This window comes from Streptomyces sp. NPDC046860 (assembly GCF_040645115.1).
In the GTDB taxonomy this organism is placed as follows: Bacteria; Actinomycetota; Actinomycetes; order Streptomycetales; family Streptomycetaceae; genus Streptomyces.
Genome location: NZ_JBEYXQ010000001.1, coordinates 483071 through 497951, shown reverse-complemented (window position 1 = coordinate 497951; position 14881 = coordinate 483071). Strand labels below are relative to the sequence as shown.

Sequence of the window (14881 nt, the reverse complement as noted above, 5' to 3'; positions counted from 1 at the left end):
CTCCCCCAAGGTCGCTGGCACCGCCGGTTCAGGCGAGTACGTCGTCACCGAACAGCAGGACCTCGGAGTTCACCGCGTTCAGCTTGTCGTTGGAGATCATCAGGCGGCCCGAGTACAGGTCCCGCAGGTGCCGGGCGACGGAGAACTCGCCGTCCTCGCTGTATCCGGCCATGCCGCAGACCTCCAGGGCCAGCACGGCCACCCCGACGGACTCCTCGGAGGCCGTGATCTTCAGGGCGTTGGCGCGTGCGGTCAGGTCGCCGTCGAACTCCCCGGCGCCCTCCCAGCGGGCGTGGTCGCCCGCGAAGGCCCGCACCCCGTCCACCAGGGCACGCAGTGCGGCGTGCATCCGGCCGAGGCGCGGGTTCGGTACGAAGGTGCCCGCGCGCAGGGCGGTACGGGCGCGGGCGCGGGAGCAGTGGACGGCGCGGCGGTAGGCGCCCGCCGCGACGCCGGTCCAGGCGGCCGCCCACAGGACGTGGGAGACGGGCACCATCGAGCGGGTGGCGAGGGAGCCGAACGGCTCGTCGAGCACCTGCCCGGCGTCGACCAGACCGCGCAGCTCCAGCGGGGCGCTGCGGGTGCCGCGCATGCCGAGGGTGTTCCACTCCCCGGTGGCGCGCAGCCGCACCTGGTCGGCGCGGGCCAGCACCAGCACCTGGTCGCCGGGGGCGGCGGCCGCGTCGCGGCGCAGGGTGACGAGGTAGGCGTCGGCCTCCGTGCCGTAGGAGACGGTGGTGGCCCGCTTGGTGAACTCGTATCCGCCGCCGAGGGGTTCGAGGGCGGCGCGGCTCTCCCGGAGGTTGCCGCCGATGCCCTCCTCGGAGGTGACCGAGGCGATCAGCCGCTGTCCGGCCGCGGCGGCGCGGAGCGCCTCGGCGACGAGCGGCTGCGTCTCGGCGGCGCGGAGCAGGGCGTGCACCTGGATCTGGTGCATGGCCCAGATCATGGCCGTGGAGCCGCACAGTTCACCGAGGCGCAGCGCGATCTCCGCGAGCGCGGGCACGTCCAGGCCGAGACCGCCGTGGGCGGCGGGTATGCCCGCACCCATGAGTCTTCGGCGTCTGAGCGCCTCGATGTTGTCCTTGGGGAAGGCGGCGTCCCGGTCGGCGCGCACCGCGCCCTCGGCCAGGGTGCCGCGTTCGAGCTCGATGGCCGCGAGTGCCTCGCGGAGCGTGGTGTCCATGGCCTCGGTCGTCTCCGTCGTCATCGTGCCGTCCTTCACCGCTGCGGGGCGGGCGCGTGGGCGGTGTCGACCGCCCGGGCCAGTTCGGCCAGCACCGGGTGGTCGAGCACGGTGCGGTGGCTGATGGCGGCGCCCAGGTCGCGGGCGATCCGCATCTTCATGCGGAAGGCCAGCAGCGAGTTGCCGCCGCGCTCGAAGAAGTGGTCCGTGCGGCCGATCCCGGGCCGGCCGAGCAGCTCGGCCCACAGTCCGGTGAGGTACAGCTCGGTGGGCGTCAGCAGGGCGGCCGGTGCCTCGTCGGCGCGGGCGCGGCGGCGTTCGGCGAGGAGGCCGAGCAGGGCGGCCACGTCGCGTTTGCCGTGGTGGTTGGCCGGGATGCCGGGCAGGATCAGCACGGAGCCGGGGACCATGAAGAACGGCAGCTCCTTCTCGGCCGCCTCGCGCACCCCGGCCTCCTCCAGCGGGCCGTCGCCCGCCACGAAGGCGGTCAGCATCCGGTCGGTGCCCTCGCCCTCGGCCACCACGACCGCGTCCCGTACTCCCGGCAGGGTGCGCATCAGCCGCTCCACCTCGCCGAGTTCGACACGGAAGCCGCGTATCTTGCACTGGTTGTCGGCCCGGCCCACGTAGTCCAGCACCCCGTCCTCGCGCAGCCGGACCAGGTCGCCGGTGCGGTAGACCCGCCCGGTCCCGGTGCCGTGGGGGTCCGCCACGAAGCGCTCCGCCGTCAGTTCGGGGGCGTCCAGATAGCCGCGCGCCAACTGGAGGCCGCCGATGAGGAGTTCGCCGGTCTCGCCGGGTGCGGCCGGGCGGCCGTCGTGGAAGACGTGCGCGGTGACGCCGTCGAGGGGGCGGCCGATCGGGATCGCGTCCCCTTCCGCGTCCCGGGCGGTGATGCGGTGGGCGGTGCAGGCGGTGGTGCTCTCGGCCGGGCCGTACAGGTTGTAGAGGCCGCCGGTGAAGCCGCTGCCGAGGATGTTGCGGCAGGCGGCCGGGAGGATCACGTCACCGGCCACCTGCAGGACGCGCAACGGGGCGAAGGCGTCCGGGTGTTCGGTGGCGACGTGGTTGACGACCATGGTCGGCACCAGCATCGCGGTGATCCCGAGCCGGGTGAGTCCGGCGCGGAACCCGGTCTCCAGCAGCTCGGGCACCGGCGGCAGGACGACCACCTCGGCGCCGGCCGCGAAGGTGTTCCAGATCTCGTAGTGGAACAGGTCGAAGGAGAGCGAGGAGATCTGGCCGACCCGGTCCTCTGCGGTGAGCGGGGCCAGGGCGCTGTTCCGGGCGAAGGCGACGAGGTTGCGGTGCTCCAGCACGATCGCCTTCGGCGTGCCGGTGGAGCCGGAGGTGAACAGCACGCTGGCCGCGTCGTCGGGGGCGGGCCGGGCGGCGGGGGCCGGGGCGGTGCCGTACACGGCGGGCAGCGGGACGACCGCGGTGCCGAGACCGGTGAGCCGGGGTGCCCAGTCCTCGCGGGTGAGGACCGCCGCCGCGCCGCTCGCGGTCAGCATCAGGTCGCGGCGGGTGTCGGGGTAGCGGTCGTCCACGGCGACGTAGGCCGCGCCCGCCTTCAGCACACCGAGGACGGCGGTGAACACGTCGGCGGACCGGCTGGTGTACAGCCCGACCCGGTCCCCCGGACCGATGCCCCGCGCGGTCAGCAGGGCGGCGACCACGTCCGCGCGCCGGTCCAGCTCCTGGTAGGTGAGCACCGTGTCCGGGTCGCTCACCGCACGGCGCAGCGGGTGCCGGGCCACGGTCCGGGCGAAGAGGTCCAGCAGCGAGCGCGGCGCGTCTGCCGGGTCGTGGTCACGCGGATGGGACACGTCGGACTTCCTCTTCTGCCGGATGGGTTCGGGTGCCGGGCCTCGGCCCGTCATGCGGTGGGCGGGCCCAGCAGGGTCAGGGCCAGCTCCCTGGTGCGGGGGTCGCGCAGCAGGTCGTTGCGGCCGCTGTCCACGAGGTGGTTCTCCGTGCCGCTCGCGCCGGGCCACTGCCGCGGGCCCGTGTGGCCGGGGGTGCGGACGTGCAGGACGCGGCCGCCCCAGGCGGGCCGGGTGGTGTGCAGGGAGGCGGTCAGGTGGGCGATCCAGTCCAGGTAGAAGCCGGACACCTGCGTCGCGGCCGCCCGGGCCTCCGCCTCGTCGAAGCCGTCGCCCAGGAACACCTCGGCGGCCAGCCGGGTCATCCGGTCCTCGACCGCCGCCATCGCCTCCCCGGGCCGCCCGGTCAGGGCCGCGTCGGAGAGCAGCTCCGGATCGTCGTCCAGCGCCTGCGCGGCCCCGCCGGTGAGCTGCCCGGCGACCGTGCGGGCGGCCTCGCGCACCGCGTCCGGCCGGCCCGGCTCGCCGTCGAACAGCAGCAGCGGTACGGGTGCGCCGGGCGTGCTGAGCAGCGCGGCCAGTTCGTGCGCGAGCGGGGCGGCCATGCAGTAGGCGAGCACCGCGCGCGGGGCCGGGCCCGTGCGCCGCGCGGCGATCGCGGCGGCCTGCGCCCCCGCGTCCGGCACCCGGCTGTACGGCGCGGTCAGCCCGTACTCGACCTTCCAGCCCGCCTCCTCCAGCCGCAGGTCGGCGATCCGGGCCTCGTCCCGGCGGCCGGGGAAGTCCAGGGCCAGCAGGACGTCAGTCATGGCACACCGCGCCTTCGAGGAAGCCCGCGACCTCGCCCGGCAGCCCGGGGTCGGCCATGATCCCGTAGTGGTCGCCGGGCACGGGGGTGACGGTCAGCCCGCCCGAGGTGACGGCGCCCCAGCCCCGGTCCCCGGCGGCCCAGGTCTCTCCGGCGGCGGCCAGCAGCCGTACCGGGCCCCGGTGTCCGGACGGCACCCGGAACCGGCCGACCGCGCCGATGTTGGTCTCGAACCGCTCCAGCAGCCGCCGCGCGGCGTCCCCGTCCCGTGCGGGGTCCAGCAACCCGCGTTCCTCGGCGCGCCGCCACAGCTCCGCCCGGCCGGTGATCCCCTCACCGAGGTCACCGCCCGCGGAGGAGCCCCAGTCCTGCGCGAACCACTGGACGAGGTCGGCCTCGCCCGGTGCCTCGGCCCCGGGGTCGGGCACATGGCTGTCGATCAGCACCACGGGCACGGTCCGCCCGGTCCGGTCCTGGAGGCGGCGGGCCATCTCGAACGCGACGACCCCGCCCATCGACCAGCCGCCGAGGGCGAGCGGCCCCTCCTCCAGCAGCGGTGCGGCGGCCGCCAGGTAGGCGTCGGCCATCGCCTCCACGCTGTCCAGGCCGACGGCCTCGATCCCGTACACCGGCATGGGCAGTCGCCGGGCCAGCGGGACGTAGCAGGTGATGCCGCCGCCGACCGGGTGGACCAGGAGCAGCGGCGCCCCCTCGCCCGGGGCGAGCCGGACCAGTTCGGCGGGCTCGGTGCCGCCCAGTCCGCGCTCGACGGCCGCCGCGAGCCGCTCGATGGTGCGGGCCTCGAACAGCACCCCGGCGGGGAGTGCGACGCCGTACTCCAGCCGCACCCAGTTGAGCATCCGGATGCCCATGAAGGAGTGCCCGCCGAGGTCGAAGAAGTCGTCCCGCCGGCCGATGTCGGTGCGGCCCAGCAGCCGCGCCCAGACGTCCCGCAGGAACTCCTCGGCCGGGCTCCACACGGTGTCGTCCGGTTCCGGGAGCGAGGGCTCGGGCCGCGCGGCCGCGGCGGCTGCCGGTGCCGCCCAGGGGGCCGTGCCGAGGGCGCCCAGGCGGGTGCCGGGGGCGGTGACGGCGGTGGTCAGCAGCTCCAGCAGCTCGCGCAGGAACCGGTCGGCGCTCTTGTCGTCGTACAGCTCGGTGGCGTACTCCAGGCTCAGCACCAGGTCCCCGTCCTCCTCCCAGGTGGTGAGAAGGAGGTCGAACTTGGCGGTGGACGTGCGCTCGTCCACCGGCTCGGCGGTCAGCCCGGCCGGGGGCGGTACCACCTCGCCCGAGGCGCCCTGGTGGGCGTAGAGCACCTGGAACAGCGGGGAGGTGCCGGGCAGCCGGAGCGGGTTGGCGCTCTCCACCACCCGGTCGAAGGGGACCTCCTGGTGGTCGAAGGCGTCCAGCACGCCGAGCCGCGTACGGCGCAGGTGGTCCAGGAAGGCGGGGTCGCCCGTCAGGTCGGCGCGCAGGACCAGGGTGTTGACGAAGCAGCCGATCAGCGGCTGGAGTTCGGGCCGCACCCGGCCGGAGACCGGCGAGCCGACCAGCACGTCGGTCCGGTCCGAGGCGAGCCCGATCATGGCCTGGAGGGCGGCCAGCACCACCATGTACACGGTGGCCGTCTCCGCGCGGGCCAGCGCCACCAGCGCGTCGTGCGTCGCGGCGGGCACCCGCACCCGCAGTTCGCGTCCCTCCCCGGTGCGCCGGACGGGCCGGGGCCGGTCCGGCGGCAGGGTGCTCAGGATCGGGGCGTCGGCCAGGCGCTCGGTCCACCAGCCGGTCTGCCGGGCCAGCACCCCGCCCTCCAGCCGCTCCTGCTGCCAGGCGGCGTAGTCGGTGTACTGGATCTCCAGGTCGGGCAGTCCGGCACCGGTGTACGCCTGCCACAGGTCGTCCCAGAACAGGGCGGCGGAACCGCCGTCGTAGACGACGTGGTGGAAGCAGAGCAGCAGCAGGTGTTCGCCGGGGGCGGCGCAGGTCAGCCGGGCGCGGAAGAGCGGGCCGCCGTCCAGCCGGAAGGGGGCCTCGGCGCTGCCGTCCCAGTCGGGCGGGAACAGCAGCCCGGCGAACTCCTCGACGGGCAGCACCCGGACCCGGACCTCCCCGTCCTCGGCGACGAACACCGAGCGGAGGGTCTCGTGCCGGCGGGCGACGGCCAGCAGGGCCCGGCGCAGCGCCTCGTGGTCCAGCGGGCCGCGGATGCGCACGGAGAGACCGATGTTGTAGGCACCGGCCCGGCCCGCCTGCTCCAGGAACCACATCGAGCGCTGGGTCTCGGAGACCGGGGCGAGGCCGGTCTCCGCCCGGCGCGGGATTCTCGTCCTGGCGAACGCCTTCACGGCACTCCTCACTTCACCAGTGGCAGCAGACGGCTGAGATTCGCGGCGACGCTGAGCCGGTCGCGCGCGTAGCGGTCGGCGTCGGCGTGCAGCCGCACGCACTGGCGCCAGGTCTGCACCCGGCACAGGATCGCGCCGGGCCGGGCCAGTTCGCGCAGGCGCAGCAGTTCCGCGGGCGAGGCGAACTCCCGCCACGCGTCCAGGTAGGTCCGCGCGAGGGCGTCCCGGAAGAACTCCGGCATCGCGCCGACCTCGGTGACCCGGTCGATGGTGGTGAGCGAGTACAGGGGGTGCCCGACGACGCTCTCCGCCCAGTCGAACATCACGTCGCCGTGGTCGCGGAAGGACAGGTTGCCGTGCCACCAGTCGACGTTGAGCAGGGTGTCGGGCAGTGCGGCGGCGGCCAGTTCCTCGCAGGTCTCGCGGAACCGGGGCGCGTAGGCGCGCAGCCGGCGCCGGTCCGCCTCGCCGATGCCGCCGTCGAGGTCCCCGGCGAGCCAGTAGGTGTCGTCGAGGATCTCCTCGTACAGGCCGGGCAGGGCGGCCGGGCGGCGGTCGGGGACCCCGAGCGCCAGCAGGGCGTCGGTCTCCCCCGCGAGGTGCCGCTGCATGCGGGCGTAACTGCCCAGCGCCCGCTGGTAGATGGGGAGGTGTTCCTCGGTGAGGTCCTCCTCGACCACCCGGGCCTCGCCGATGTCGAGGGAGAGCATCCAGTGCTCGTCGGGGTGGCGGGCGATCAGCGGGACGGTGTGCCCGGGGAACCGTCCGGCGAGCAGCGCGGTCAGGTCGGGCTCGTAGGCGAAGGGGTGCGGGGCGGCCTTGAGGAAGGCGTGGGTGTCCCCCGCCGGGATGCGCAGGGTGCACGCCCAGGGGGAGACGATGAGCTGCTCGGGCGCGGCGGTTGCGGGGGTGCCGTGCCGGGCGAGTTCCGTCTCGGCCCAGGCTCCGGCGCGGGCGAGCCAGCCCGGCTCGGTCCACGGCACCTCGGGCAGTGCCGCGCCGCCGCCGACCCGCTCGGCGACGAGCGCGGCCGGCTGGCCGGGGGCGAAGGTCACCTCGGCCAGCCGCTCGGCGTCGTACCACTCGCCCCTGAGGTCGTCGGCGCCGAGCGCCTGGAGCGCGTGCACCCGCAGTCCGTCGGGCAGGTGGGCGAGCGGGCCGAGGTAGACGGTGTCGAGACCGTGCTCCGCGGCGAGGTGGGCGCGGATCTCCGTCGGCATGGACGCCTCGTGCGCGGGCAGCCCGTGGGTGCCGTCGTCCATGCCGGTGAGGAAGACCTCCGTGCCCTTCCTACGCGTTGTCAGGCTGAGGTTCATCAGCTCTTCCCTCCCACAGCTCACGCATGCGGTCACTGGTGCCGAGCAGTTCGTCGAGCGTGCCCTGGGCGACGACCCGGCCCTCGTCCAGGACGACGATGTGGTCGGCCTCGCGGAAGGTCTCCCGGCGGTGGGAGACGGCCAGGCAGGTCAGCGGCGAGGCGGCGCGGCGTTCACGCAGGCCCTGCCACAGCCGCCGTTCGGTGGGGCCGTCGAGGGCGCTGGAGATGTCGTCGAAGACGAGCAGTTCGGGTTCGCGGGCCAGCATGCGGGCGGCGGCGACCCGCTGGACCTGGCCGCCGGAGAGCTTGGTGCCCTTGTGCCCGACGACCGTGTCCACGCCCTCGTCCAGGCCCCGCACGTCCTCCTCCAGGACGGCGGTGCGCAGGACCGCGCGCAGCGCGTCCTCGTCCTCCGCCGCGCCGAGTTCGATGTTCTCCCGGACGGGCGCGGAGAACAGGCGCGGCACCTGCGGGGTGTAGGCGGCGCGCGGCGGGGCGAGCCGCTCGCTGTCCTCGCCGTTCCACCGCACCTGGCCGCCCTGCCGCTCCAGCAGGCCGAGCACCCCGCGCAGCACGGTGGTCTTGCCCGAACCGGTCTTGCCGGTGAGGACGACCAGCTGGCCCTGTTCCAGGCGGAAGCTGATGTCGTCGACGCCGTTGGCCGAGCCGGGGTAGCGGCAGGTGAGGCCGTCCACCTCCAGGGTGCGCAGGCCCTCGCGGGGCGCCGGCAGCCGTACCGGGTCGGGCCGGAGCACGTCGCCGACGGCGCCCGGGGCGACCTCCTCCAGCCGTTCCAGCGAGGCCCCGGACGCCTTGTACAGGGCGAGGTTCTGGCTGAACAGCGAGGTGAAGTCGGTGACCCAGCCGACGTAGATGACGAAGAGGGCGAGGTCTCCGACGGTGAAGCTGCCCTCGGTGATGCTCTTGGCGGTGAGGGCGAGGACGACACCGGTGCCGAGCGCGGAGGTGTTGGTCCACACCGAGGCCAGGAACACGTCGGTGAACAGCCTGCTCTGCAGGGTCTTCTTGCGCCGGTCCTCGTTCAGGGTGCCGAGCCGGGACATCATCTGTCCCTTGGCCCCGGCGAGCCGGATGGCCTGGACCGAGCCGAGCATCTCGCCGAGGAAGGCGTTGACCTCGCCCGCCGCCGCGCGGCTGCCGCTGTGGTACTTGCGGATGCGCTTGCTGGCCGTGTTGATGACGATCCCGGCCAGCACCAGCGGCACGCAGACCACGGCGGTGACGACGGGGTCGATGGCCAGCATGATGACGAGCGCGCCCAGCGCCTGCACGGCCGCGCCGGACACCATGAAGGTGTAGCCGACCATCGAGGCGGCGTTGGCGGTGTCGGCGACGAGCCGGTTCACCGCGTCACCGGCGGGCATCCGCAGCGCGGTGGCGCCGGGCCGGGCGAGCAGGGCGCGGACGGCGCCGCGGGTGAGCAGGGCCTGGCCGTGGGCCTCGCAGATGCCGTCGTAGGCGACGCAGGCGATCAGGCCGCCGACGCGGACGAGGGCGACCGCGACCAGCAGGGCGATCAGCAGCCACAGCCCGTTGTCCAAGCCGGCGTCGCCGGAGAGCCGGTTGAAGATCTCCCGCACGATCAGGCCGGGCACCACCAGGATGCCGCTGCGCACCAGCTGGAGCAGGAAGTTGACGGTGAACGGTCCGGGCGCGGAGCGCACCACCCGGCCGAACGTCTCGTACGCCTTCACGCGGCACTCCCGGCGAGCAGGGAGGACAGGTGGGAGGCGGGGTCGGCGGCGAGCGCGGCCCGCTCGCCGGCCTCGCGGACCCGGCCCTCCTCGAGGATCACCACGTGGTCCAGGTCCTTGATGGTGGACAGATGGTGGGCGATCACCAGCGTGGTCCGGCCTTCCATGAGTTCGGCCGTCGCGCGGCCGGTGAGCTGTTCCGTGGCCGGGTCGAGCCTGGACGACGCCTCGTCCAGGATCACCACGGCCGGGTCGCGCAGGAACACCCGCGCCAGCGCGATGAGCTGGGCCTGCCCCGCGGACAGGGCGCCGGTGCCCTCCAGGACGGTGTCCAGTCCCTCGGGCTGCTGCCGGATCCAGTCGGCGACGGCGAGCCCGTCGAGCGCCTTCCAGACCTGCTCGTCGGTGACGTCCGGGTCGAACATGGTGAGGTTGTCGCGCACGCTGGCCCGGAAGATGTGCACGTCCTGGGTGACCACGCCGACGTGCCGGTGCAGTTCGTCCAGCGGGATGTCGCGGATGTCGACCCCGGAGAGGCGGACGGCGCCCCGGTCGGCGTCCATGGCCCGGTGCAGCAGCCGGGCCACGGTGGTCTTGCCGCTGCCGGTGCGGCCGAGGAGCGCCAGCGACCGCCCGGCGGGGATGGTGAGGCTGACGTTGTCGAGGGTGGTGCTCCCGGGGGCGTACGAGAAGTGCACGTGGTCGAGTTCGACGGTGACCGGAGCGGCGGGGAACGGCGTGGTGCCGGTGTCCTTGACGCGGCTCTCGGTGTCGAGGATCTCGGCGGTGCGGTCCATGCCGGCCAGGGCGACCTGGAGGCCGTCGGCCCGGTAGGCGATCCGGAACAGCGCCATGGAGAGCATGCTCGTGTAGAAGTACGACACGTAGAGCTGGCCCAGCTCCATCCGGCCGTGCGAGATGAGGTAGGCGCCGAGGGCGAAGATGGCGCCGGTCGCCAGGGAGACGCTGGTCTCCAGCACGCTGGAGGAGGCGCGGACCGCGATGGCCTCGACCTTCATCAGTTTGCGGAAGCGGTCCAGCAGGCCGTCCAGGCGGGCCATGACGTAGCGTTCGGCGCCGTTGCCGCGCACGTCCTCGGTGGCGCTGACGCTCTCCTCCAGGAAGCTGGAGATCTCGGCGTTGGTCTGCCGCATGGCGGTGAAGTACGGCTTGGCGCGCCGCTGGGCGACACGGACCAGCGGGAGCACGAGCAGCGCGAACAGCAGCAGGGTGAGCCCGGTGCGCCAGTCGGCGAAGAAGCTGACGCCGACGATGCCGACGGCGAGGACCGCGTTGGCGAAGACGTGGAAGACGAAGGTGGAGAAGAAGTTGCCCATCGTGGCCACGTCGCCGTCGATGCGCTCGATCAGCTCGCCCGGGGTGTGCTCCTTGTGGAAGGACATGTCCAGGTCGAGGCAGTGCTCGGCGAGGTCGGTGCGCAGGGTGTTGGTCGCGCGCCAGCTCAGGTCCTCGGCGAGGTAGCCGGCGGCGGCGACCACGCACTGGTTGAGCACGGTGAGCGCGATGAACACGAGCGCGATGTCGACCAGGGCGTCGGCCCCGCGGCCGTCCTCGGCGCCGTCGATGAAGCGGCCGAGCCACTGCGGGTTGAGCACGGTCAGGGCGACGTTGCCCATGACCAGGACCCCGAGGACCGAGGCGCGGACCCGGTGGCCGTGCAGGTACCTCCACAGGAGGGAGACGCGCTTCTTCACCGCTCGCCCGCCGGCTCGGCCCGCTCCATGTGGCGGCGCAGGCTGAGCGGACGCATGTCGGTCCACACCTCCTCGATGTGGGCGAGGCACTCGGCCTTGGTGCCCGAGGGCCCGCTCGCCGTCCAGCCGGGAGGCATCGGGTCGTCCACCGGCCAGATCGAGTACTGCTCCTCGTGGTTGACGACGACCTGGTAGGTCACGGTGTCCTGGCTGTCGCTCATGTCCTTCTTCTCTCTCGCTGCTGTCGTGCCGGGCCGGGGGTCGGGCGGGCGGTGCGCGGCTCACCGGCGGGCCGGGACCGCGGCCGCGATCAGCCGGTCGACCCCGGCACTGACGCGGGCCTCCGGTTCGGCGCCGACGGAGATCCGGACGAATCCGGCGCACGAGGCGCCGTACCCGCTGCCGGGGACGACGCTGACCCCGTGGTCCAGCAGCAGGTCGCGGGCGAACCGCTCGCTGTCGGCGCCGGTGCGGCCGATGTCGGCGAACAGGTAGAACGTCGAGTCCCCGGCGAGGGTCTCGATCCCGGCGGCGGTGAGCGTCTTCTCGACGCGGTTGCGCCGGGCGACCACCTCCGCGATCTGCGGGCGGGTCACCGCGAGCAGGGCGCCGAAGTGCTCGGCGAGGAAGTGGCACAGGATCGAGGGGGCGCAGGTGACGATGTGCTGCTGGAGCTTGAGCACGTCGTCGAGGAAGGCGCCGGACCCGATGAGGTAGCCGACCCGCCAGCCCGATATCCCGTAGTTCTTGGACATCGAGTTGCAGATCACCGTGTGCCGCTTCTCCGGGTCGTGCACCCCGAGGGAGACGAACTCCGCGCCCAGCGGCACGAACTCGTTGTACGCCTCGTCCGCGATCAGGGTGAGGCCGTACCGGTCGGCCAGCCGGTGCAGTTCGGCCACCTCGTCGGCGGTGAGCAGGTTCCCCGAGGGGTTCTGCGGGTTGTTGACGACGATGGCGCGGGTACGCGGGGTGATGTGGTTCTTCAGCTCGCCGACCGGCACGTGGTGCGGGACGGCCACCGGGACGCCCCCGGCCAGCCGGATCTGGTCGGGGTAGCTGACCCACAGCGGCTCGCGGACGAGGACCTCGTCACCGGGGCCGACGACCGCGAGCAGCGCCATGAACAGCGCCATCTTGGAGCCGGCGGTGACGATGAGTTCGCGCTCGGGGTCGACGGGCACCCGGCACTGGTCGCGGTAGTAGGCGGCGAGTTCCTCGCGCAGGCGGGGCACGCCGCGCGAGTGGGTGTAGTGGTGCAGGTCGACACCGGTGCCCGCGGCGAACGCGGGCACCGGCAGGTCGAAGAAGGCTTCGCCGAGGGACAGCGTGATGACGTCCCGGCCGGCCTCCTTCATGTCGTAGACGAGGTTGTTGACGGCGATGGAGGACGCCTGGCCGATGGCGTCGAGCCGTCCGGGCCGGTTCCGGCCGGCGGGCCCGGCGGCGAGGTCAGAGGACACGGACCTGCCCGTTCCCCCACACCACGTTCTTCACCGAGGTCAGCGACTCCAGGCCCATCGGGCCCCGGCTGTGCAGCTTCTGGGTGGAGACACCGATCTCGACGCCGTACCCGAACTCGCCGCCGTCGGAGTAGCGGGTGGAGGTGTTGACGAAGACGGAGCCGGTGCTGACCGCGCGGGTGAAGCGCTGGGCGACGGCGATGTCCTGGGCGACGATGCCGTCCGCGTTCATGGTGCCCCACCTCCCGATGTGGGCGATGGCCTCGTCCAGGTCGTCGACGACCTTCACTGCGAGGATCAGGTCCAGGTACTCGGTGCCCCAGTCCTTCTCCTCGGCCGCGACCGCCGCCGGCCACACCGCGCGCACCCGCTCGCAGCCGCGCACCTCCACGCCGAGCCCCTTCAGCTCGTCCAGGGCGCCCGGCAGCCACTCCTCGGCGAGGTCGCGGTGGACCAGCAGCGTCTCCATCGCGTTGCACACGCTGGGCCGGGAGGTCTTGGCGTTGACGACGATCGCGGTGGCCATCGCGCGGTCGGCGGTGGCGTCGACGTAGGTGTGGCAGTTGCCGTCGCCGTCGATGACGGTGGGGACGGTGGCGTTCTCCTCGACCGTGCGGATCAGCTCCGGGCCGCCGCGCGGCACCAGCAGGTCGATGTAGCCCTTGGCGCGCAGCAGTTCCAGCGCGGCCTCGCGGGAGACGTCGTGGATGAGCTGGACGGCGTTGTCCGGGATGCCCTCGACACCGGCCAGGGCCTCCCGGAGGACCTCGATGATGGCGGCGTTGCTGTGGTAGGCGATGGACGAGCCGCGCAGCACGGCCGCGTTGCCGGACTTCAGGCAGAGCGCGGCCACGTCGGCGGTGACGTTGGGGCGGGCCTCGTAGATGACGGCGACCACGCCGAGGGGCTCGCGCACCTGCTCGATGACCAGGCCGTTGGGGCGCTCCTGGCGGCCGACGCCGAGGCCGACCGGGTCGGGCAGGCCGGTGATGACGCGGATGGCCCGGACCATGCCGGCGATCCGGGAGTCGGTCAGCGTCAGGCGGTCCACGAGGGTGGCCGAGACTCCGGCGGCGCGGGCCTTCTCCACGTCGACGGCGTTGGCCTCGATCAGCCGGTCGCGGTGGGTCTCCAGCGCGTCCGCCATGGCGTCGAGGGCGGCGTCCTTCACCTCCGTCCGCAGGACGCGGAGTTCGGCGGCGGCCTCCTTGGCAGCGCGGCAGATGTCGATCACGGACACGGTTCTACCTCCAGCAGGCTGACGTATTCATCGGGATGCAGCACCGGCGCTCCGGCCGGGAGCCGGGTGATCTCCTTCGCCCCGAGGCGGGCACGGCCGCGCGCGAGGAGGTCACCGTGTGCCGTGACGAGGTCGATGACGGTCCCGGCCGGGAAGTCGCCGCCGGCGGCGGCGACGCCCCGCCGGTCGAGCGGCCCGCGCGCGGCGAGCGCGGACTCGCCGTCCGGGGTGCAGACGAGGCGGCCGCCGGGGGGCTGGGCGAAGGCGGACCACAGGGCGCGCAGGGGCTCGTCGGTCCTGGCGGCGCGCACCAGGGTGCCGCGCGGCCGGCCCCGGCACGCCTCGACGGCCGCGTCGGCGCCGTCGAAGCGGGCGATGACGGTGGGCACGCCGCTGCGGGTGGCGATCCGCGCGGCGCCGAGCTTGGCCGCCATGCCGCCGGTGCCGTGCGCGGAGTCGGCGCCGGTGGCGGCCGTCTCCAGGTCCGCGGTGATGACGTCGACGACGTCGATGCGGCGGGCGTCGGGGTGCAGCCGGGGGTTGCGGTCGTAGAGGCCGTCCACGTCGGTGAGGAGCATCAGGGCGCGGGCGCCGAGGCGGGCGGCGAGCAGGGCGGCGAGCACGTCGTTGTTGCGCACCATGATCGCGTCGTTCTCGTTGACGACCGGTACGGCACCGGCCGCCAGGGTGTGCAGCAGGGCGGCGCGGACGGAGGCGCCGTGCTCGGGGTCCCAGATGTCGCGCGGGGTGAGCAGGAACTGGGCCGAGGCCAGGCCCTGCCGGGCGAAGGCGGCGCCGACGGCCTGGAAGTGCGGGCCCTGGCCGAGCGCCGCCATGACCTGCCTGCGCGTCCCGGTCTCTCCGGGGCCCTCGCCGAGGGTCTCCCGGCCGAGCGCGATGGCGCCGGAGGCGACGACGACGGCCGTCAGGCCCTCGTCGCGCAGCCGGCGCACCATGGCGGCGACGACGTCCGCCTTGGCGGCGTCCACCTCCGCTCCCTCGACCAGGGAGGAACTGCCGATCTTGATGACGACGCACGAGGACGCCGTGGCCTCGGCTGCGGGCAACGCTTCTGTTCCGGACATACGTCCGCACCCCCGTCGTACGCGGATGAAGCAGAGAACGATGAGCGGCGAAAACACGTACGACGCCGCTCGGAGATCCCGAGGGCGTCGTGGGAAGGGCACGCGGTGCGCGCGGCCACCGGACTTCTCCGGGGCGCCTGCGGGCACACTGCGGCAACATCGAGAAGTTTTCTTCGG

The 14881-nt window shown here is 73.7% G+C and carries 11 protein-coding genes; all 11 read right to left on the bottom strand.

Translation table 11 applies throughout. The features are described 5' to 3' along the window. Nucleotides 1-28: 28 nt before the first annotated feature. From ABZ898_RS02255 to proB, 11 genes are read right to left on the bottom strand one after another with little or no spacing between them, the layout of a single operon-like run. Nucleotides 29-1210 (bottom strand): acyl-CoA dehydrogenase family protein, encoded by a 1182-nt coding sequence (locus ABZ898_RS02255; protein WP_361651872.1) that lies wholly within the window; start codon nucleotides 1208-1210, stop codon nucleotides 29-31. Nucleotides 1211-1221: 11 nt separating this feature from the next. Continuing rightward, on the bottom strand, nucleotides 1222-3015 hold the full coding sequence (locus tag ABZ898_RS02250) for a non-ribosomal peptide synthetase (protein ID WP_361651870.1): 1794 nt from the start codon (nucleotides 3013-3015) through the stop codon (nucleotides 1222-1224). 50 nt (nucleotides 3016-3065) lie between these two features. Further along, entirely contained in the window at nucleotides 3066-3821 is a 756-nt protein-coding gene (locus tag ABZ898_RS02245) for a hypothetical protein (RefSeq protein ID WP_361651869.1), read from the bottom strand. After that, the gene (locus tag ABZ898_RS02240) at nucleotides 3814-6168 is read right to left on the bottom strand and encodes a condensation domain-containing protein (RefSeq protein ID WP_361651867.1); all 2355 of its coding nucleotides are present in this window, start codon (nucleotides 6166-6168) and stop codon (nucleotides 3814-3816) included. The genes ABZ898_RS02245 and ABZ898_RS02240 overlap by 8 nt, the downstream gene beginning before the upstream one ends. Before the next feature lie 8 nt (nucleotides 6169-6176). After that, complete coding sequence (locus tag ABZ898_RS02235) at nucleotides 6177-7484, bottom strand: hypothetical protein (RefSeq protein ID WP_361651865.1); 1308 nt, start codon at nucleotides 7482-7484, stop codon at nucleotides 6177-6179. Continuing rightward, nucleotides 7459-9201, bottom strand: coding sequence for an ABC transporter ATP-binding protein (locus tag ABZ898_RS02230; protein ID WP_361651864.1), 1743 nt, complete (start codon nucleotides 9199-9201; stop codon nucleotides 7459-7461). The genes ABZ898_RS02235 and ABZ898_RS02230 overlap by 26 nt, the downstream gene beginning before the upstream one ends. Further along, nucleotides 9198-10916 carry an ABC transporter ATP-binding protein gene (locus ABZ898_RS02225; protein WP_361651862.1) on the bottom strand — a complete coding sequence of 573 codons (1719 nt, stop codon included), beginning with the start codon at nucleotides 10914-10916 and terminating at the stop codon, nucleotides 9198-9200. Before ABZ898_RS02225 ends, ABZ898_RS02230 begins: the two co-directional genes overlap by 4 nt. Beyond that, nucleotides 10913-11137 (bottom strand): MbtH family NRPS accessory protein, encoded by a 225-nt coding sequence (locus ABZ898_RS02220; protein ID WP_361651860.1) that lies wholly within the window; start codon nucleotides 11135-11137, stop codon nucleotides 10913-10915. The genes ABZ898_RS02225 and ABZ898_RS02220 overlap by 4 nt, the downstream gene beginning before the upstream one ends. A 60-nt stretch (nucleotides 11138-11197) precedes the next feature. After that, nucleotides 11198-12379: an aminotransferase class I/II-fold pyridoxal phosphate-dependent enzyme gene (locus ABZ898_RS02215; protein WP_361651858.1), complete on the bottom strand. Its 1182-nt coding sequence runs from the start codon at nucleotides 12377-12379 to the stop codon at nucleotides 11198-11200. Then, nucleotides 12369-13619 carry a glutamate-5-semialdehyde dehydrogenase gene (locus ABZ898_RS02210; RefSeq protein WP_361651856.1) on the bottom strand — a complete coding sequence of 417 codons (1251 nt, stop codon included), beginning with the start codon at nucleotides 13617-13619 and terminating at the stop codon, nucleotides 12369-12371. Before ABZ898_RS02210 ends, ABZ898_RS02215 begins: the two co-directional genes overlap by 11 nt. Then, nucleotides 13610-14704: a glutamate 5-kinase gene (gene proB / locus ABZ898_RS02205; RefSeq protein WP_361651854.1), complete on the bottom strand. Its 1095-nt coding sequence runs from the start codon at nucleotides 14702-14704 to the stop codon at nucleotides 13610-13612. The genes ABZ898_RS02210 and proB overlap by 10 nt, the downstream gene beginning before the upstream one ends. Nucleotides 14705-14881: the final 177 nt, after the last annotated feature.

Bases quoted from the DNA above. Each gene is read 5' to 3' on its own strand.
- ABZ898_RS02255 (WP_361651872.1), bottom strand. From the start codon at position 1,210: ATGACGACGGAGACGACCGAGGCCATGGACACCACGCTCCGCGAGGCA.
- ABZ898_RS02245 (WP_361651869.1), bottom strand. From the start codon at position 3,821: ATGACTGACGTCCTGCTGGCCCTGGACTTCCCCGGCCGCCGGGACGAG.
- ABZ898_RS02235 (WP_361651865.1), bottom strand. From the start codon at position 7,484: ATGAACCTCAGCCTGACAACGCGTAGGAAGGGCACGGAGGTCTTCCTC.
- ABZ898_RS02220 (WP_361651860.1), bottom strand. From the start codon at position 11,137: ATGAGCGACAGCCAGGACACCGTGACCTACCAGGTCGTCGTCAACCAC.
- proB (WP_361651854.1), bottom strand. From the start codon at position 14,704: ATGTCCGGAACAGAAGCGTTGCCCGCAGCCGAGGCCACGGCGTCCTCG.